The organism is Salipiger thiooxidans (assembly GCF_900102075.1).
Lineage (GTDB): Bacteria > Pseudomonadota > Alphaproteobacteria > Rhodobacterales > Rhodobacteraceae > Salipiger > Salipiger thiooxidans.
The window spans coordinates 295,392-314,104 of the sequence record NZ_FNAV01000004.1 but is presented as its reverse complement, the minus strand read 5'-3'; the positions used below and the strand labels follow the sequence as shown (position 1 = coordinate 314,104).

Genomic DNA, 18,713 nt, shown 5'->3' with positions numbered 1-18,713 from the left:
GGGGTGCAGCGAGATCCGGAGCCAACCGGACCGCTGAAAGGCACTGGCCTCGTTGAAGAAAAAAGGGAGGAGACCATGCCAACAGGAGAGTACGACACATGACGGGAATCGACCACAAGAAGGTCCTCGCCCAACGCCTTTCGGCACGACTCGGACGCCGCGCGGTCCTCAAGGGGATGGGCGCAGGCCTGCTCACCGCGACCGCTGCAAGCGGCGTGCCGGGCATTGCACGTGCCCAGCAGAGCGGTCACCTCAAGATCGCCTCTATCAAGGTCATCGACACCCTCGATCCGCATTTCACCGGGTTCCTCTCGGCGATCCAGATCATCAACAACATCCACAACGGCCTGCTCAAGATCGTTTATGACGGCGAGAATGTCACCTTCGAGCCGGACCTCGCCGAAAGCTGGGATCTCGAGGACGACAAGACGCACGTCTTCAAACTGCGCGAAGGCGTGATGTTCCATGACGGCACGCCCTGCGACGCCGAGGCGGTCAAGTTCTCGCTGCTGCGCGTCAAGGAAGGCGAGCCCGCCTCCCCGCACGCGTGGAAGCTGGCGCTGCTCGACACCATCGACATCGTCGATCCGCTGACCATCAAGCTCACCTTCTCCGAGCCCTACGCCTTCCTGCCCGTCGCGCTGACCGGCTCCACCGGCCGCGCCGGCACCATCGTGAGCCCCGCCGCCGTGCAGCAGTACGGCGCCGACTACGGCCGCCACCCGGTCGGCACCGGTCCGTTCAAGTTCGTGTCGTGGAAAGAGAACGACGCCATCGAGCTCGAGGCCAACCCCGACTACTTCGAGCCCGGCATGCCCAAGCTCGAGCGCGTCACCTTCGTGCTGATGAACGAGGCCTCGACCGCGCTTGCCGCGCTCATGGCCGGCCAGATCGACGGCATGACCGACTGCCCGATGCAGCTGGTGGACCAGGTCGATGCCTTCCCGAACGCCACGCTCTACGGCGAAATCGAGGGCAACTACACCTTTGTCGGGATGAACTGCAAACGCGCGCCCTTCGACGACATCAACCTGCGCCGCGCCGTTGCATGGGCGCTGGATCGCGAGACCATCGTGCAGCAGGCCTATTTCGGGCGGGCCAAGAAAGCCTACACGCCGATCTCGCCGCCGATGACCAGCTTCTACGACCCGGACATCGCCACCAGCGGCCGCGGCCAGTGGTTCGACCTCGAGAAGGCCAAGGCGTTCCGTGCCAAGGCCGCGAACCAGGGCGAGATCGAGGCCACCTACGTGATGGCCGAGCGCGGCCCGGTCGGCACCCGCATCGCCCAGACCGTGGCGCCGATGCTGGCGCAGATCGGCATCAAGGCGAAGCTCGAGCTGGTCGAGCCCGCGACCTGGCTCAAGCGCCGCAACGAGTCGGATTTCGACCTCTACGACTTCGAGTGGGTGGCCGACCTCGACCCCGACGAGACCATCTACCCCGAGTTCCGCTCGGACGGTGCGTGGAATTTCGGCGGCTGGGTCAACACCGAGTTCGACGAGCTCTGCGCACAGGCGCAGGTGGTGCTCGACGTCGAGGAGCGGCGCCCGCTCTACTACAAGGCCGAGGACCTGCTGATGGATGAGGCCGGCATCGCCATCATGGCGCACATGCCCATCTACAAGGTGTTCTCGAACAAGGTTCAGGGGTTCGAGTACATCCCCGCCGACCTCGTGAACCTGCACACGGTGAGCCTCGCCTGATGCTACGACAGGCACTGGGAAAGATCGCGCAGACGCTTGTCGTTCTGTTCTTCGTCTCGGTGGCCAGCTTCGGACTTCTGAAGCTGGCGCCGGGCGATCCCATCCAGATCATGCTGGGATCGGAGTATTCGCAGGAAAGCTACGAGCAGCTCACCGCTCAACTCGGGCTCGACCAGCCCTTCCTCGCGCAATACGCCGACTGGGCATTGCGCTTCGTGCAGGGCGACTGGGGCACATCCTATGTCGCGCGCACGGATATCTATACCTATGCCTTCAAGGAGGCGCTGCCCGTCACCCTGACGCTCGCCTCCTTCTCCCTCGCCTTCGCGATCCTGATCGGCGTGCCGCTGGGCGTGATCTCGGCGGTCAAGAAGGACACCGCGTTCGACGCGGGCTCAGCGGTGCTGGCGCTGACCGGCACCGCCTTCCCCTCCTTCCTGCTCGGCATCCTGCTGATCTGGTTCTTCGCGGTGAAGCTGCAGCTCTTCCCGGTGATGGGCTACATCTCGCCGTGGCAGGATTTCTGGGGCGGCATCTACCACATGATCCTGCCGGGGCTGACGCTCTCGACCTATTTCATCGCGATGATCACGCGCCTCACCCGCGCCACGCTCATCGAGGTGATGGAGCAGCCCTACATCGCCGCCGCCCGCGCAAGGGGCGAGCCGTCGTGGCGGGTGATCTGGGTCCACGGCGTGCGCAACATCGCCATGCCGCTGGTCACCATCCTCGGGCTGCAACTCGGCACGCTCTTGCAGGGCACGGTGCTGACCGAGACCGTCTTCAACCTGCCCGGCATCGGCCAGATGCTGACCTCGGCGGTGCTGGGGCGCGAGTACATGGTGGTGCAGGCCGGCGTTATGATGACAGCCACGCTCTTCATCGGGGTGAACCTGTTGGTCGATCTCTCCTATCCCTTCCTCGATCCCCGTCTGAGGGCCCGCAAATGAGCCTTCCCTCCTCCGACGCCGCAATCCCCCCCCTGCCGCGCGCCAAGGCGCCGCGTGGGCGCCGCTCGATGTTCCTGCGCCGTCCGTTCTTCACCGTCGCGCTGATCGTCGCCGCCGCCTACGTGCTGGCCGCCACCTTCGCGCCGCACGTGGCGCCCTTTGACCCGGTGAAGCAGGACTTCATGGCGATGATGCAGGGGCCGTCGCTCGTACATCCGCTGGGCACCGACAGCTACGGACAGGACATCCTCTCGCGCGTCATCTACGGCGCCCGCTACGCGCTGATCATCGGCATCTTCTCGGTGCTCATCGGTGCCGCCGGAGGCCTCGTGATCGGGCTGGCCGCCGGGCTCTCGGGCGGCTGGCTGGAATGGGCCCTGATGCGGCTCATCGACTCGATCCTTGCGCTGCCCTCGCTGATCCTTGCGGTGGCCTTCATCGCCATCCTCGGACAGGGCGTCGACAAGGTGGTCGTCGCCGTGGGCCTGTCGATGATCGGGCCCTTCGCCCGGACCGTGCGCGCCGACGTGATGCAGGTGCGCGTGCAGCTCTTCATCGAGGCGGCGCAGCTCATGTCCATCCCCTACCTGCGGGTGGTCTGGCGCCACGTGCTGCCCAACGTGATCTTCCCGCTGGCGGTGCAGGTCACCATCCGCGTCTCCGAGGCCATCCTCGTGTCCTCGTCGCTTTCCTTCCTCGGCATCGGCGTGACGCCCCCCACCCCCGACTGGGGCCTGATGATCGCCGAGGGCCGCGACTTCGTGAGCTTCGCGCCGTGGATGTCGGCGATGCCCGGCTTCGCGCTTGCGCTGCTGCTGATCGCGCTGTCGATCGTCGGCGACGGCATCCGCGAGGAATTCGACCCCAAGCTGCGGAGGGGCGCATGAACGACATGACCTCCCACCCCGTCACCACGCAGGACGCGGCCGAGCCGATCCTGCGGCTCGAGGGGCTGACCGTACATCGCGGCGCCGCCAAGATCCTCGACCGGGTGAGCCTCTCGCTCGGGCGCGGCGAGACGCTGGCGCTGGTGGGCGAAAGCGGCGCCGGCAAGTCGACCATCGCGACCGCACTGATGCGCCTTCTCGACGGCGCAAGGGTCGAGGGCCGGGCCGAGCTTGACGGCGCGGGTGACCTGCTTGCCCTGCCCGAGCGCCGCATGGTGCGGCTGCGCGGCTCGCGGCTGTCGATGATCTTCCAGGACGCGGGTTCCGCGCTGAACCCGTCCTACACCGTGGGGCGCCAGCTCACCACGACGCTGCGCCGCACGCTGGGCCTGTCGCGGGCCGAGGCGCGCGCCAAGGCGGTCGAGCTCTTCACCTCGGTCGGCATCAACGACCCCGACGGCCGCATGAGCGCCTTCCCGCACCAGCTCTCGGGCGGCATGCAGCAGCGGGTGATGGTGGCGATTGCGCTGGCCGGAAACCCCGACCTGTTGCTCGCCGACGAGCCCACCTCGGCGCTCGACGTGACGATCCAGGCGCAGATCGTGCGGCTGATCCTGGCCCAGACCCGGGCCCGGGGCGCGAGCTGCATCTTCGTGCTGCACGACCTCGCGCTCGCCAGCCAGTCCTGCGACCGGATCGTCGTGCTCTATGCCGGTCAGGTGGTGGAAAGCGGCCCCTCGCGCGAGGTGCTCGAACGCAGCCGTCACCCCTACACGCGCCAGCTCAAGTCCTGCGTGCTCGAGATCGGCAGCAAGGACCTCACCGCCCCCGAGGGCACGGTGCCGCCGCACAGCGAGATGCCCGTGGGCTGCCGCTTTGCCACCCGCTGCCCGCGCGCCCTGCCCCGTTGCGCCGGTGAGGCGCCGCCGCTGGTGCCCGCGCGCGACGATGCGACGGGCCCGCTCGACCACCAATTCGCCTGCTGGAATCCGGAATGACCATGGCCCAGATCCAAAGCGCCCCGACCGAGACCCGGCACGCGCCCGCCCCGGCGGTATTCGAACTGATCGAGGTCGAGCAGGTCTTCGCCGTGCCGAAACCCGGCCGCGGGCTGCTCAGCCGCGACACCGTGGGGCTGCGCGCCCTCGACGGCGTGCGGCTCACCGTGCGGCAGGGCGCCTCCATCGCGCTGGTGGGCGAGTCCGGCTCGGGCAAGTCGACGCTGCTGCGCGTGCTGCTGGGGCTCGACGCGCCCAGCGGCGGCCGGGCGCTTTACCGCGGCAAGCCGATCCGCGAGGCCCGCGCCCATGGCACCGCCTTCGCCCGCGACGTGGCGATGGTCTATCAGGATGCGCGCGGCTCGCTCGATCCGCGCATGACCGTGGGCCAGCTCATCGCCGAGCCGCTGCGCCATTTCGGCATCGTGCCGAAATCCGGGGAAGCCGCACGTGTGGCGGAGCTCATCGACCGGGTGGGCCTGCCCAGGGATGCCGCCAACCGCTACCCCTCGGGGCTCTCCGGCGGCCAGGTCCGGCGCGTGGCCATCGCCCGCGCGCTTGCGTCCGAGCCCTCGGTGCTGGTGGCGGACGAGGCAGTCTCGGGGCTCGACGTCTCGACCCAGGCGCAGCTTCTGACGCTGCTGCAGGGGCTGCAGCGCGACATGGGGCTGACGCTGGTCTTCATCACCCACGACCTCGGCGTCGCAAGCTATCTCTGCGAGGAGATCGCGATCATGTACCTCGGCCGCATCGTCGAGACCGGCCCCACCGACGCCGTGCTGGAGGCGCCCGCGCACCCCTACTCGGCGGCCCTGCGCGCCGCCGCACCGCAGTTCTTCGAGCCGATCCCCGAGCCGCTTCCGGGCGAGATCCCGAGCCCGCTCGACCTGCCGAAGGGATGCCGGTTTTCCTCGCGCTGCCCGGCGGCGCGGGACGACTGCCGGCTGCGCGACCCACAGCTCGGCGCCCTCGATGCCGGTCGGGCCGTCGCCTGCCTTCACCCGCTCACATCAAAGGGGGCACAGACCCCTGAAATCCGCTAAGGGTCATACATCACTCACGGAACCCGAAGCCAACAACCAGGACAGAATACAATGTTCGACTTTTTCTCCGCCCGGCGTCCCAGCACCCTCGCCTCGCAAGCGATGATCGCGACGTCGCATCCGCTGTCCACGGCGGCGGGTCTCGACATCCTCTCGAGCGGTGGCAACGCTGTGGACGCGGCCATCGCCGCAGTGGCGGTGCAATGCGTGGTCGACCCGCTGATGACCGGCATCGGCGGCGACTGTTTCGCGCTCTACGCGCCGAAGGGCGGCAAGGTGAAAGCCCTGAACGGCTCGGGCCGCGCCGCCGCCGCCGCCACGGTCGAGGCGCTGAAGGCCAGCGGGCTCACCGACGAGATCCCGCAGACCAGCCCGCATTCGGTGACCATTCCCGGCGCGATCTCGGCATGGTGCCTGCTGCATGGCGATCACGGCACCATGCCGCTCGACCGGCTCTTCGCCCGCGCCATCCACTACGCCGAGAACGGCTACCCGGTGACCCCGCGCGTGGCGATGGACTGGGCGGCGACCGCATCGCTGGTGGCCAGGGACGAGCACGCCGCCAAGATCTTCCTGCCGGGCGGGGCCGCCCCCAAGGTCGGGCAGATGCACGCGCAGCCGCTGATCGGCGCGCGCCTGCGCGAGATCGCGGCCAAGGGCGCCGCGGGCTTCTACGAGGGCGAGACCGCCGCGAAGATGGCCGCGCACCTGAAGTCGCTCGGCGGTCTGCAGACCGAGGAAGATTTCCACGACGCCCGCGACGCCGCCCACTGGGTCGAGCCGATCTCGTCGCAATACGCGGGCTACGACGTCCTGCAATGCCCGCCCAACGGCCAGGGACTTGCCGCACTGCTGATCCTGCGCATCCTGTCGAAGTTCGACATGGGCGAGGGCCTGTCGGAGGCCGACCGCATCCACATCCACGCCGAGGCCACCAAGCTGGCCTACTACCACCGCGATGCGCTGATCGGCGATCCCGCCTCCTGTCCCGGCGTAACCGAGACGCTGCTCTCGGACGAGGTGGTCGACACGCTCGCCGCGCGCATCGATCTCACCCGGGCCCTGCCGCCCTCGCTCTGGGACGAGCCCGAGCACAAGGACACGATCTATCTCAGCGTCGTCGACCGTGACGGCAACGCGCTGTCCTTCATCAACTCGATCTTCCACGGCTTCGGCTCGACCCGGCTCGACCCGCAGACCGGCGTGCTCTTCCACTCGCGCGGGGCCTCGTTCCGGCTGATCGAAGGCCACCCCAACGCCATCGCACCGAAGAAACGCCCGATGCACACGATCATCCCCGGCATGGTCTGCAAGGACGGCGTGCCGGTCATGCCCTACGGCGTCATGGGCGGGCAGTACCAGGCGGCGGGACACGGCCAGTTCCTGTCCGGCGTCTTCGACCTCGGCCTCGACCTGCAGGCGGCGATGGATGCGCCGCGCAGCTTCGCCACCGGCGGCGTGCTGCAGATCGAACCGGCGGTGTCGGCCACCGCTCGTGCCGATCTCGAGGCGCGCGGGCACAAGCTCTCGGTGCAGACCAGCCCCATCGGCGGCAGCCAGGCGATCATGATCGACCACGAGCGCGGCCTGCTGGCGGGTGGCAGCGACACCCGCAAGGACGGCATGGCGCTGGGGTTCTGACCCCGCCCCGACCTTCCCGAAGGGACACAGAAAAAGGGCGCCGCGGAGATCCACGGCGCCCTTTCCTTGTGCTTCGCTGTCAGGCGGCTGCGATCAGTGCGCCGTGGCGCCTGTCGCATTGCCCTCGGTCTTGGCGAGGGCCGCGGCGGCCTCTTCGGCCTCCTCGTCCCACTCGACGGCCTGGGGCTCGCCGATCAGCGCGATCTTCAGCACTTCCGACACGTGCTTGACGGGGATGATCTCGAGCCCCTCCTTCACGTTGTCGGGCAGCTCGGCCAGATCCTTCTCGTTCTCTTCGGGAATGAGAACGGTCTTGATCCCGCCACGCAGCGCCGCGAGCAGCTTCTCCTTCAGCCCGCCGATGGCGGAGGCGTTGCCGCGCAGGGTGACCTCGCCGGTCATGGCGATGTCCTTGCGCACCGGCAGCCCGGTCAGCACCGAGACGATCGCCGTCACCATGGCCAGACCCGCCGAGGGGCCGTCCTTGGGCGTCGCGCCATCCGGCACGTGCACGTGGATGTCCCACTTGTCGAAGCGCGGCGGCTTGACCCCGATCTGCGGCGCGATGGAGCGCACGTAGGAGGACGCGGCCTCGATGCTCTCCTTCATCACGTCGCCGAGCTTGCCGGTGGTCTTCATCCGACCCTTGCCCGGCAGGCGCAGCGCCTCGATCTGCAGCAGGTCACCGCCCACCGAGGTGTAGGCGAGCCCGGTGACGACACCGATCTGGCTTTCTTCCTCGGCCAGGCCGTAGCGGAACTTGCGGACCCCAAGGAAGTCGTCGAGGTTCTCGGAGGTCACGTCAACGTGGTCGGCCTCCTTCTTGACGATCTTGGTGACCGACTTCCGTGCCAGCCGCGCGATCTCGCGCTCGAGGTTCCGCACCCCCGCCTCGCGGGTGTAGTAGCGGATGATGTCGGTGATCGCGCCGTCGCTGACCGAGAACTCGCCCTTCTTGAGACCGTGCGCCTTCACCTCCTTGTCGAGCAGGTGACGCTTGGCGATCTCGAGCTTCTCGTCCTCGGTGTAGCCCGAGAGCGGGATGATCTCCATCCGGTCAAGCAGCGGGCCGGGCATGTTGTAGCTGTTGGACGTGGTCACGAACATCACGTTCGACAGGTCGTATTCCACTTCGAGATAGTGGTCCACGAAGGTCGAGTTCTGTTCGGGGTCCAGCACCTCGAGCATGGCCGAAGCCGGGTCGCCACGGAAGTCCTGACCCATCTTGTCGATCTCGTCGAGAAGGATGAGCGGGTTCGTGGTCTTGGCCTTCTTCAGCGCCTGGATGATCTTGCCCGGCATCGAGCCGATGTAGGTCCGGCGGTGGCCGCGGATCTCAGACTCGTCACGCACGCCACCCAGCGAGATGCGGATGAACTCGCGCCCGGTGGCTTTCGCCATCGACTTGCCGAGAGAGGTCTTGCCGACGCCCGGCGGGCCGACGAGGCAGAGGATCGGGCCCTTCAGCTTCTGGCTGCGCGCCTGCACGGCGAGATACTCGACGATCCGCTCCTTGACCTTCTCGAGGCTGTAGTGGTCGTGATCGAGGATCTCCTGGGCCTTGTTCAGGTCCTTCTTGACGCGCGAGCGGGTGCCCCACGGGATCGACAGCATCCAGTCGAGATAGTTGCGCACGACCGTGGCCTCGGCGGACATGGGCGACATGTTCCGCAGCTTCTTGAGCTCGCCCTCGGCCTTTTCCTTAGCCTCTTTCGAGAGCTTGGTCTCGGCAATGCGCGCCTCGAGCTCGGCGACCTCGTTCTGGCCGTCCTCGCCGTCACCGAGTTCCTTCTGAATGGCCTTCATCTGCTCATTCAGATAATACTCGCGCTGGGTCTTCTCCATCTGCGACTTGACGCGGGTCTTGATCTTCTTCTCGACCTGCAGGACCGAAAGCTCGCCCTGCATCAGCCCGTAGACCTTCTCGAGCCGCTCGCTGATTGCGAGGGTCTCCAGAAGCTCCTGCTTCTGCTCGACCTCGATGCCGAGGTGACCGGCCACGAGATCGGCAAGCTTGGCGGGCTCGGTGGTCTCGGAGACCGCCGACAGCGCCTCTTCGGGGATGTTCTTCTTAACCTTGGCGTAGCGCTCGAACTCTTCGCCGACGGTGCGCACCAGCGCCTGGATGGCGGCGGGATCGCCGGGCATCTCGGTGATGTACTCGCAACGCGCCTCGAAGAAGGCCTCGTTCTCGATGTATTCGGTGATGCGCACGCGGCTCTGGCCCTCGACCAGCACCTTCACGGTGCCGTCGGGCAGCTTGAGCAGCTGCAGCACGTTGGCGAGCACGCCGGCACGGTAGATGCCGTCGCTCTCGGGATCATCGACCGCGGGGTCGATCTGGGCGGCAAGCAGGATCTGCTTGTCGTCCGCCATCACCTCCTCCAGTGCCTTCACCGACTTCTCGCGCCCGACGAACAGCGGCACGATCATGTGCGGGAACACCACGATGTCACGCAGCGGAAGCACCGGATAGGAGGAATTGAGGGGCTGTTGCATAAGCATTCCTTCGTCTTGGCAGGACGGACCGGTCCCGGTCTTCCGGCAACCCCCGCCGTCCCCTTTGTCGGAGTCAAAGGTGGGGTCGGGTCCTGTCGAAATCAACCACGCCCTTCTCCGGTCGGATCAGTGTGGCGAAGCGCGTCATTGCGCGCAAGGTGACATTTGCACGAAACCCGCATGTCCAGCGCAGCTCGCGACAAGTTTTGCGCCGCGCGCACCTTGTCTGACGGGTTTGCGTCTGACGGGTTTGCGTCCATCGGGCCGGACCCAGACCGTGCGTTGGTCGGGCGGATGTTCGTGGGGGATCTTCGGCGCGCGTGATCAGGCGACCGCGCCCGCGCGCGACGCCGGCCCCGGGTGATGCACGCGGGGCCGGTCGGCGGCGAGAGACCGAGCAGGGATTGCTCAGCCGTCCTTGCGCTTGTCCTGCGCGGCCTTCATGCGCTCCAGCAGTTCGGACTTGGAAGCCTTGGCCCCCTTGCCCTTGCCAGTGCCCTTGCCCTGAGGCGCTTCCTTGTGGCGGTCGTAACGCGGTGCGTTGGCACCGGAGCGCCCCCCACCCATCTTCGAGTAATCCATGATCCGGCTCCTTGCCGACTGTGCGGACCCTGCTTTACCGCCAAGGACCACACCCGCACAAGCCCGGAGCGTACGCCCTGAACGGCACGGCCCCCTTCGCACGGAAGAGGGCCGGCCTTCGTGGTTCCCGGATCACGCAGCCCGTTCGGGCCTGATGATCAGGCCGCCGCGTCTTCCAGCGTCGGGTAGTCGGTGTAGCCCTCGGAGCCGCCGCCGTAGAAGGTGCTCTGGTCGCCGCTGTTGAGCGCGGCACCGCGCTTCAGCCGGTCGACGAGATCCGGGTTCGAGATGAACGGGCGTCCGAAGGCCACCAGATCCACCTTGCCGGACTCCACCGCCTCGATGGCGAGATCGCGGTCATAGCCGTTGTTGCCCATGTAGGGCCCCTCGAAGAGCGCGCGCAGCGCATCGAGGCTCTCGCCCTCCTTAAGCTCGCGCGAGCCGCCGGTGGCGCCTTCCACGAGGTGGAGATAGGCGAGCCCGTAGGGGTTCAGCTTCTTCACCACGTATTCGTTCATCGCCTGCGGCTCGTCATCGCTGATGCCGTTGGCGGGTGCGAAAGGCGACAGTCTCAGGCCGGTGCGGTCGGCACCGATCTCGGCAGTCACCGCGTCGAGCACCTCGAACAGGATGCGCGCGCGGTTCTCGATCGAGCCGCCGTAGGCGTCCTCGCGCTTGTTGGCGCCGGTCTTGAGGAACTGGTCGATCAGGTAGCCGTTGGCGCCGTGCACCTCGACCCCGTCGAAGCCCGCCTCGATCGCCAGCGCCGCGGCCTTGCGGTAGTCCTCGACCGTGGCCGAGATCTCGTCGACGGTCAGCGCGCGCGGCACCGAGGTCTCCTCGAAGCCCGCCTTGGTGAAGGTCTTGGCGCCGGCACCGATGGCCGAGGGCGCCACGGGCGCCTGCCCGCCGGGCAGCAGCGAGGTGTGCGAGATCCGGCCCACGTGCCAGAGCTGCACGACGATCTTGCCGCCGGCCTCGTGCACCGCATCGGTCACGCGCTTCCAGGCGGCGACCTGCGCCTCGGTGTGGATGCCGGGGGTCTGGATGTAGCCCTTGCCCATCGGCGAGATCTGCGTGGCCTCGGTGATGATGAGCCCGGCACCGGCGCGCTGGCGGTAGTACTCGACATGCAGGTCGCCGACCTCGCCGGTGTCGTCATCGGCGCGGTTGCGGGTCAGCGGGGCCATGACGATGCGGTTCGACAGCTCGATGGCGCCTGCGGTGAACGGGGTGAAGAGTTTTTCGGTCAAGAGAGTCTCCTTCCGTGGTGCGGTCCGGTGGGGAGAGGGGAAGGACCGCAAGACTTGTCGATCCGAGATAATCCTCTGCCGCGTGGCGGCAACGGCAGAGGCCCCTGCGTGCGCGCACAAGCTGCCCTGCGCTCAAGCACCGGGCAAAGACTGCCTGCGAAATGATCAGAGCGGCCCGATGTCGCCCTCGGCCCGGCCGGCGTCGAACTCGGCCTCCCACGCGGCGAAGCGTCCCTCGGCGATGGCGTCGCGCATGCCCTGCATGATCTCCTGGAAATACTGCAGGTTGTGCCAGGACAGCAGCATCCCCGAGATCATCTCGCCGGCGCGGTAGACGTGGTGCAGGTAGGCGCGGGAATAGCCGGTGCAGGCGGGGCAGCTGCACTGCTCGTCCAGCGGCCGCGGGTCGTCGGAATGGCGGGCGTTCTTGATGTTCACCACGCCGTGCCGGGTCCAGGCCTGCCCGGTGCGCCCCGAGCGGGTCGGCAGCACGCAGTCCATCATGTCGATGCCGCGCTTCACCGCGCCCACGATGTCGTCGGGCTTGCCCACGCCCATCAGGTAGCGCGGCTTGTCCTCGGGCAGAAAGCCCGGCGCATGATCGAGGCAGCCGAACATCGCCTCCTGCCCCTCGCCCACCGCGAGCCCGCCCACGGCGTAGCCGTCGAAGCCGATGGCCTTCAGCGCCGCGGCGCTCTCCTCGCGCAGGTCGGGCTCCAGCCCGCCCTGCTGGATGCCGAAGAGCATGTGGCCGGGGCGGTCGCCGAAGGCATCGCGCGAACGCTGCGCCCAACGCATCGAGAGCCGCATGCTCTCCTCGATTCGCGTGCGGTCAGCGGGCAGCGCCGGGCATTCGTCGAAGGCCATGACGATGTCCGAGCCCAGCAGCCTCTGGATCTCCATCGAGCGCTCCGGGGTCAGCATGTGCCTGGAGCCGTCGATGTGGCTGCGGAAGCTGACGCCCTCCTCGGTGAGCTTGCGCAGGGCGGCAAGGCTCATCACCTGGAACCCGCCCGAGTCGGTGAGGATCGGCCGCTCCCAGTTCATGAACTTGTGCAGCCCGCCCAGCCGCGCGATGCGCTCGGCGGTCGGGCGCAGCATCAGGTGGTAGGTGTTGCCGAGCAGGATGTCGGCGCCGGTCGCGCGCACGTTCTCGGGCATCATCGCCTTGACGGTGGCGGCGGTGCCGACGGGCATGAAGGCAGGGGTCCGGATCTCGCCACGGGGGGTCGAGATCACGCCGGTGCGGGCAGCGCCGTCGGTGGCGGTGAGGGTGAACGAGGTGCGGGTCATGCTCCTGCTCTGCCGCAAACCGCGGCGCTTGCCAAGCCCGAGCAGCGGGGCGAGGCGACGCAGGGCAGCCAGCGCGGGCGGACGGGCGTCACAGGGCGGGCATGGCGGGACTGCCGGAAAATCCAGCGCGGTCGATATTCTCAGGCCCGGTTCACCTCTCTCGCCGCCCCTTCCGCCCATCGCCCCCAACGGAGACCGCCCCCAATGGTCCGCATCCTCGCGCTGGACCTCGCCGCAAGCATCCCTGCCACCCCCGCCCAAGCCGACAATGCGACCTTCGGCACGTTCCATGACCCGCTGCGTGCCGCCGCGGAGACCCCCGCTCGGTGCGCGGACCACGGCGGGCGGGTCTACGTGCCCCTCGGACGGCTGCTCCTGCGCGCGCTCAGGCCCCGGGCTACACGCCGACGCGGCACATCATCCGCAACGGCAACGCCTGCGGCCTGCCCGACGCGCACTAGCGCTGCCCCACGATGCCGGGCGACCACGAGCGGCTCTGCCCCTCTTCACCCGCTCCCCCGTCCGACCCAACGCGTCACCCGAGCCACGGCCGTGGAGCCCGCGCCTTCGCGGGCGACGCCCCCTGCGCGCGCCACCGGCGCGCCCCGCGAGCGAACGGCCCGGCCCCTTGCGCAGGTCTCCACGGCCGCGGCGCCGCTGCACCACCGGCACGAAAACCCGGCCCCGGCCCGACGGCCCGGATTGCAGTGTGCGCCACGCCGGGCCACTCTCACCGCCAGGAGGAGCAAGGCCCGATGAGCAGCACGTGAGCACCAGCAACGACAGGCGTCCCACATGGCCCGGCGGCATCGCCGCCCTGCTCACCCAGATGGAAGGCCGGCGCGCGCCCATCGACTACGCCCCGGGCGAGGCGCCGCCCCCCGCGGATCTCGACCTCGCGCCGCTCGCTGCGCAGATCGTCGCCGATCCCGACGACGACCCCGCCGAGGCGCCGCCCTTCCGGTCCAGCCATCACCGCAAACGCCACGCCCTGCGCCGCGAGATGACCGGGCAGAGCGAGCTCGTCTTCCTCAACGCGCTGCTCATCGCGCATCTGCGCAAGCGCACCTTCCCCGACCACCTCCCCGCGCTCTTCCTGCGGCTCTGGCGCGAACAGGGCTGTCACCTGCTGACGCGTCTCGACCCGCGCTGGCTGGTCTCCTCCGTCACCACCTTCGGCGACCATGGCGAAACGCCCACGCAGCGCTCCGTCGGGCTGGCGCTGACGGTGCTCTTCGGAACCATGAAGCTCTACGAGAGCGAGCGGCTGTTCTCGGGCCTGCCCCCCGACCGCCCCTTCCCGGCCGACCGGCGGTCGAACACGCCCCTGCCGATGGAGATGGATGCCTATTCCATCGCCTCCGGAGGGCTCGACGTGAACATGATCGGCAGGCTCTGGACCGAGGCCGAGGCCGACCCGCTGATCCGCCCCCTCGCCCATCACCTGCTCGACCTGCTGATCCACGACGACCGCACGCTCTTCCGCCGCCTCATGACCATGCGCGCCCGAAAGGCCAGAAAGGCTGAGGGCGGGCGAACAGGCGATGAGGGAAACGCCGCGCAGATGGCACATGACGCCGAGAGCGGGCCGCGGACACGCGATGCCGAGAACATGCAGGGAAGCGGCGGCGCCGAGACCGCCCGGCCCGCAGCCGAGACCGGGACCGGGACCGCCCGCATGAACGACGGCGCGGGCGCTCCGCCAGAGCCCCGCGACAGGACCAAGGCCAGGCCCGACAACCCCGCCCCCGTGCCCGTCGACCGCCGCCAGATCCCCGCCGACCGGCTGCGCTGGGGGCTCGTCGCCACCATCCGCGCGCCGCTGCCCGAGATCGCGCGTTTCGCTGCGCACCATCTCGCGCTGGGGGCCGAGGCGCTGCACATCTATCTCGACGCGCCCGAACCCGGCACGCAAACCTTCCTCCGGCGCCATCCGAAGCTCCACGTCACCGCCTGCGACGCCGCCTACTGGCAGGCCACCGGCAAGCCCCGCCCCGAGGCCCACCAGCTGCGGCAGGCGATGAACGCCACCCGCTGCCTGCGCGAGACCACGGAAACGCTCGACTGGCTCGCCCATGTCGACGTGGACGAATTCCTGCTCCCCCAGCGCCCCGTCGCCGCCATCCTTGCCGAGGTCGCTCCCCGCCACGCCGTCGCCCGCATCGCCCCCGCCGAGGCGCTCGCCCCCGAGACCGGCTGGCCCTCGCATTTCAAGCTGACGCATCACCACGCCCGCCAGCCCAAGGCGGTGCTGCAGGACATCTACCCGACCTTCGGCACCCATCTCTATGGCGGCTTCCTCAGCCACACCTCGGGCAAGATCTTCGCCCGCACCGGCATCCCCGACACCCGCCTCGGCATCCACACGCTGAAATACAACGGGCTCGAGGCCACAAACCGCGCCCGGCTCGACACGCTGCGCCTTGCCCACCTGCACGCGCCGTCGTGGCAGCATTTCCGCGACCACCTCGCCTTCCGGCAGGAGAAGGGCTCCTACCGGCCGCGCTCGGAGCGGGTCGAGATGGGACAGGCCAACCTCATCGCCTTCCTGCTCGAGGAAGAGGGCGAGGCCGGGCTGCGCCTGCTCTTCGACGAGGTCTGCGCCGACACCCCCGGGCTGCGCGCACGGCTCGCCGCCCACGACATGCTGCTCACGGCGGACTTCGACCCCGACGCCGAAGTCCGGCGTCTTTTCGGGACCCTGCCGTGACCGGCACCATGCCCGCCGACACCCGGCCCCTGCCGCGCTGGGGCACCGTCACCACCACCAACGCGCCCCTGCCCGAAATCCTCGACTTCGCCGCCTGGCATCTCGAGCTCGGCGCGCACCGTGTCTATCTCTACCTCGACGAGCACATGCCCGAGGCGCAGGCGGTACTCGAAGCGCACCCCAAGCTACGCGTCTTCCGCACCGATGCGGCCTGGTGGGAGAAACGCGGGCGGCGCCCCGACAAGCACCAGGTGCGGCAGGCCGCCAACGCCCGCCATGCCAACAACCGCCGCCCGGAGGTCGACTGGCTCGCCCATATCGACACCGACGAGTTCCTTTTGCCCGCCCGGTCGCTGGCCGAGCAGCTGGCCGCGCTGCCGGAAAGCTGCCTCTGCGCCCGGGTCCGCCCGGTCGAGGCGCTCGCCGGTCCGGGCCCGGTGACGCGCTTCAAGGCCTTCCACCTCGACCCGTCCGCGCGAAGGACCGCCGCCGAGGACTGTTTCCCGACCTGGGGCCGGCACCTGTCGGGCGGGTTCCTCAGCCACGTCGCGGGCAAGCTTTTCTTCCGCGCCGGCACGAAGGGGCTGCAGATCCGCATCCACAACATCACGCTCGACGGCACCGAGAACCCCGGCCAGCAGCCCCTGCCCGACACCGAGTTCGGGCACTTCCATGCTGCCGACTGGGAGCACTTCCTGCGACTCTACCGCTTCCGGCTGGCGCAGGGCTCTTACCGGGCCGAGCTGAAGCCGCAGGTGCGCCAGCCGGGGGCGCTCAGCCTCCACGATCTCTTCGCCACCATCGAGGACAGCGGCGGCGAGGCGGCGCTGAAACGGTTCCACGACGAGGTCTGCACCGCGACGCCGCGCCTGATCGGGGCGCTGGCCCGGAACGGGCTGCTGCGCGAGCGGCGCATGGATTTCGCCGTGCTGCGCGCACGGCATTTTCCCGGCATTTGATGCAATCCCCTGATTCCATGAGCGCAATTCCCGCCGTCGCAACCGCCGCGGGCGCCGGTCAGGCATTACCCTGTCCGCGGCAATCGCGGAAGAATGCTCCGAAACCGCACACAACCATGCGGCGACTGTCCCCCGGAACCCACGAATTACCCATCAAACGACCGTTCTGATTGACCTTTCCCCCTTGTTTCCGGTACAAGCCGCGCCATCGGGATCGCACATGCCAAGTCACGCTTGGGCCCAGAGGGCGCGATCCCATCCTCAGATGCGCGGGCCAAGATGAGTGTCCGCACCCAAATCGGACACACATGACCAAATTTTCTGATCTCAACCTGAACCCCAAGGTTCTCAAGGCCATCGAAGAAGCGGGCTACGAGACCCCCACGCCGATCCAGGCGGGTGCCATCCCCCATGCGCTGGCCGGCAAGGACGTTCTGGGCATCGCCCAGACCGGCACCGGCAAGACCGCCAGCTTCACGCTGCCGATGATCACCGCGCTCGCCCGTGGCCGCGCCCGCGCCCGGATGCCGCGCAGCCTCGTGCTCTGCCCCACCCGCGAGCTGGCCGCGCAGGTCGCCGAGAACTTCGACACCTACGCCAAGTACGTGAAGCTTACCAAGGCGCTGCTGATCGGCGGCGTGAGCTTCAAGGAACAGGAACAGCTCATCGACAAGGGCGTCGACGTGCTGATCGCCACCCCCGGCCGCCTGCTCGACCATTTCGAGCGCGGCAAGCTGATCCTGACCGACGTCAAGGTCATGGTGGTGGACGAGGCCGACCGGATGCTCGACATGGGCTTCATCCCCGACATCGAGCGGATCTTCTCGCTCACGCCCTTCACCCGCCAGACGCTGTTCTTCTCGGCCACCATGGCCCCGGAGATCGAGCGCATCACCAACACCTTCCTGTCGAACCCCGAGCGCGTCGAGGTCGCCCGTCAGGCCACCGCGTCCGAGACCATCGAGCAGGGCGCGGTGTTCTTCAAGGGATCGCGCCGCGACCGCGAGGCGACCGAGAAGCGTGACGTGCTGCGCCAGATCATCGACCGTGAAGGCGAAAAGTGCACCAACGCCATCGTCTTCTGCAACCGCAAGGTCGACGTGGACATCGTGGCCAAGTCGCTCAAGAAGCACGGCTACAACGCCGAGCCGATCCACGGCGATCTCGACCAGTCGCAGCGTACGCGCACGCTGGACGGGTTCCGCGACGGCTCGATCCGTCTGCTGATCGCGTCCGACGTGGCGGCCCGCGGGCTCGACGTGCCGAGCGTGAGCCACGTGTTCAACTTCGACGTCCCGGGCCACGCCGAGGATTACGTGCACCGCATCGGCCGCACCGGCCGTGCCGGGCGCGAGGGCAAGGCCTTCACCATCGTCTCGCCGCGCGACGAGAAGAACTTCGAGGATGTCGAGAAGCTTCTCCAGAAGGAAATCCCGCGCGTCGAACTGCCGAACATGTCGGCCCCCGCCGCCGTCCCCACGCCCGAGCCCGAGGACACCGCCTCGGAGGATCAGGGCGAGAAGAAGAGCACCCGCGTGCGGTCGCGCTCGAAGAAGCCCGAGCGGGAAGAGAGCAAGCCTGCGCGTGCCGAGAAGCCGTCGGCGCCGCGCCGCAACGACCGTAGCGACCGCAACGACCGCTCGGATAAAGGCGTCGTGGGCATGGGCGATCACATGCCCGAGTTCATCGCGCTGAGCTTCGACGAGCGCCGCGCAAGCTGACGAAAGCCTGCCACGAAAGGGCCGTTTTTCTGTAACGGCTCTTCAAGGAATTGGCCCCAGGGCCGGCGCATGAGGAATTCAGGCGCCGACCCCGGAACCACCTCCAAACCAGCGTCGGGACCCGCGACCGTATCCGTCGCCAGCGCCGATCCCAGATACCGCTGCCCGGGCTGTGCCCAACACGCCCAGTTTTTCCCCATAGACACTGAGCCCGGAGCAAGGAGAGACGAACTTCTCCGCCACCAAAGCGCAGCGGCCTTGGGCAGACTGCATTGTGGTGGTGACCTGCTCTCCAACTGCACATAGATCCGACAACCGCACTGGCTTGGCCCACGGAGAGCGCATTTCCATACGCTCAGAGCGTAGAGCGTAGAGCGTAGAGCGTAGAGCGTAGAGCGTAGAGCGCTCCCGAAGCACGGATCTCTCCGCAAGGGTAGCCTGCAAAAGCAGAAAGGGCGGACCCGGCGGCCC

Annotated in this window: 13 protein-coding genes; 9 read left to right on the top strand and 4 right to left on the bottom strand. The window is 68.3% G+C overall.

The annotated features are described in order from the left end of the window. The first annotated feature begins 98 nt into the window (after positions 1 to 98). From BLQ77_RS07805 to BLQ77_RS07780, 6 genes are read left to right on the top strand one after another with little or no spacing between them, the layout of a single operon-like run. Positions 99 to 1,706, top strand: a complete 1,608-nt coding sequence (locus BLQ77_RS07805) for an ABC transporter substrate-binding protein (RefSeq protein ID WP_008884240.1) — start codon at positions 99 to 101, stop codon at positions 1,704 to 1,706. Continuing rightward, positions 1,706 to 2,656 (top strand): ABC transporter permease, encoded by a 951-nt coding sequence (locus tag BLQ77_RS07800; RefSeq protein WP_008885190.1) that lies wholly within the window; start codon positions 1,706 to 1,708, stop codon positions 2,654 to 2,656. Before BLQ77_RS07805 ends, BLQ77_RS07800 begins: the two co-directional genes overlap by 1 nt. Further along, the gene (locus tag BLQ77_RS07795; protein ID WP_089957554.1) at positions 2,653 to 3,543 is read left to right on the top strand and encodes an ABC transporter permease; all 891 of its coding nucleotides are present in this window, start codon (positions 2,653 to 2,655) and stop codon (positions 3,541 to 3,543) included. The genes BLQ77_RS07800 and BLQ77_RS07795 overlap by 4 nt, the downstream gene beginning before the upstream one ends. Next, complete coding sequence (locus BLQ77_RS07790; RefSeq protein ID WP_089957551.1) at positions 3,540 to 4,541, top strand: ABC transporter ATP-binding protein; 1,002 nt, start codon at positions 3,540 to 3,542, stop codon at positions 4,539 to 4,541. The genes BLQ77_RS07795 and BLQ77_RS07790 overlap by 4 nt, the downstream gene beginning before the upstream one ends. A gap of 2 nt (positions 4,542 to 4,543) precedes the next feature. After that, positions 4,544 to 5,584: an oligopeptide/dipeptide ABC transporter ATP-binding protein gene (locus BLQ77_RS07785; protein ID WP_242661645.1), complete on the top strand. Its 1,041-nt coding sequence runs from the start codon at positions 4,544 to 4,546 to the stop codon at positions 5,582 to 5,584. A 51-nt stretch (positions 5,585 to 5,635) separates the two neighbouring features. Then, positions 5,636 to 7,225 carry a gamma-glutamyltransferase family protein gene (locus BLQ77_RS07780; RefSeq protein ID WP_089957546.1) on the top strand — a complete coding sequence of 530 codons (1,590 nt, stop codon included), beginning with the start codon at positions 5,636 to 5,638 and terminating at the stop codon, positions 7,223 to 7,225. A 93-nt stretch (positions 7,226 to 7,318) separates the two neighbouring features. On the opposite strand, the gene lon is transcribed toward BLQ77_RS07780, so the two are convergent. From lon to tgt, 4 genes are all read right to left on the bottom strand, one after another. Next, the gene (gene lon, locus BLQ77_RS07775; RefSeq protein WP_008886246.1) at positions 7,319 to 9,724 is read right to left on the bottom strand and encodes an endopeptidase La; all 2,406 of its coding nucleotides are present in this window, start codon (positions 9,722 to 9,724) and stop codon (positions 7,319 to 7,321) included. Between the two features lie 408 nt (positions 9,725 to 10,132). Further along, the gene (locus BLQ77_RS28700; RefSeq protein ID WP_008885503.1) at positions 10,133 to 10,306 is read right to left on the bottom strand and encodes a hypothetical protein; all 174 of its coding nucleotides are present in this window, start codon (positions 10,304 to 10,306) and stop codon (positions 10,133 to 10,135) included. A 158-nt stretch (positions 10,307 to 10,464) separates the two neighbouring features. Further along, a complete protein-coding gene (locus BLQ77_RS07770) occupies positions 10,465 to 11,559 on the bottom strand; it encodes an alkene reductase (RefSeq protein ID WP_089957542.1) in 1,095 nt (364 codons plus the stop codon). A gap of 165 nt (positions 11,560 to 11,724) precedes the next feature. Beyond that, on the bottom strand, positions 11,725 to 12,852 hold the full coding sequence (gene tgt, locus BLQ77_RS07765; RefSeq protein ID WP_089957539.1) for a tRNA guanosine(34) transglycosylase Tgt: 1,128 nt from the start codon (positions 12,850 to 12,852) through the stop codon (positions 11,725 to 11,727). Between the two features lie 766 nt (positions 12,853 to 13,618). Between tgt and BLQ77_RS07760 the strand changes: the two genes are divergently transcribed. The 3 genes from BLQ77_RS07760 (at position 13,619) to BLQ77_RS07750 (ending at position 18,242) form a co-directional block, all read left to right on the top strand. After that, positions 13,619 to 15,562 (top strand): glycosyltransferase family 2 protein, encoded by a 1,944-nt coding sequence (locus BLQ77_RS07760; RefSeq protein ID WP_089957536.1) that lies wholly within the window; start codon positions 13,619 to 13,621, stop codon positions 15,560 to 15,562. Next, positions 15,559 to 16,521 (top strand): glycosyltransferase family 2 protein, encoded by a 963-nt coding sequence (locus tag BLQ77_RS07755; RefSeq protein WP_089957533.1) that lies wholly within the window; start codon positions 15,559 to 15,561, stop codon positions 16,519 to 16,521. The genes BLQ77_RS07760 and BLQ77_RS07755 overlap by 4 nt, the downstream gene beginning before the upstream one ends. Before the next feature lie 308 nt (positions 16,522 to 16,829). Continuing rightward, positions 16,830 to 18,242, top strand: coding sequence for a DEAD/DEAH box helicase (locus BLQ77_RS07750; protein ID WP_089957530.1), 1,413 nt, complete (start codon positions 16,830 to 16,832; stop codon positions 18,240 to 18,242). The last annotated feature ends 471 nt before the right edge of the window (positions 18,243 to 18,713 follow it).

Coding starts and splice junctions, on each gene's coding strand:
- BLQ77_RS07805 (WP_008884240.1), top strand. CDS start 99: ATGACGGGAATCGACCACAAGAAGGTCCTCGCCCAACGCCTTTCGGCA.
- BLQ77_RS07800 (WP_008885190.1), top strand. CDS start 1,706: ATGCTACGACAGGCACTGGGAAAGATCGCGCAGACGCTTGTCGTTCTG.
- BLQ77_RS07795 (WP_089957554.1), top strand. CDS start 2,653: ATGAGCCTTCCCTCCTCCGACGCCGCAATCCCCCCCCTGCCGCGCGCC.
- BLQ77_RS07790 (WP_089957551.1), top strand. CDS start 3,540: ATGAACGACATGACCTCCCACCCCGTCACCACGCAGGACGCGGCCGAG.
- BLQ77_RS07785 (WP_242661645.1), top strand. CDS start 4,544: ATGGCCCAGATCCAAAGCGCCCCGACCGAGACCCGGCACGCGCCCGCC.
- BLQ77_RS07780 (WP_089957546.1), top strand. CDS start 5,636: ATGTTCGACTTTTTCTCCGCCCGGCGTCCCAGCACCCTCGCCTCGCAA.
- lon (WP_008886246.1), bottom strand. CDS start 9,724: ATGCAACAGCCCCTCAATTCCTCCTATCCGGTGCTTCCGCTGCGTGAC.
- BLQ77_RS28700 (WP_008885503.1), bottom strand. CDS start 10,306: ATGGATTACTCGAAGATGGGTGGGGGGCGCTCCGGTGCCAACGCACCG.
- tgt (WP_089957539.1), bottom strand. CDS start 12,852: ATGACCCGCACCTCGTTCACCCTCACCGCCACCGACGGCGCTGCCCGC.
- BLQ77_RS07750 (WP_089957530.1), top strand. CDS start 16,830: ATGACCAAATTTTCTGATCTCAACCTGAACCCCAAGGTTCTCAAGGCC.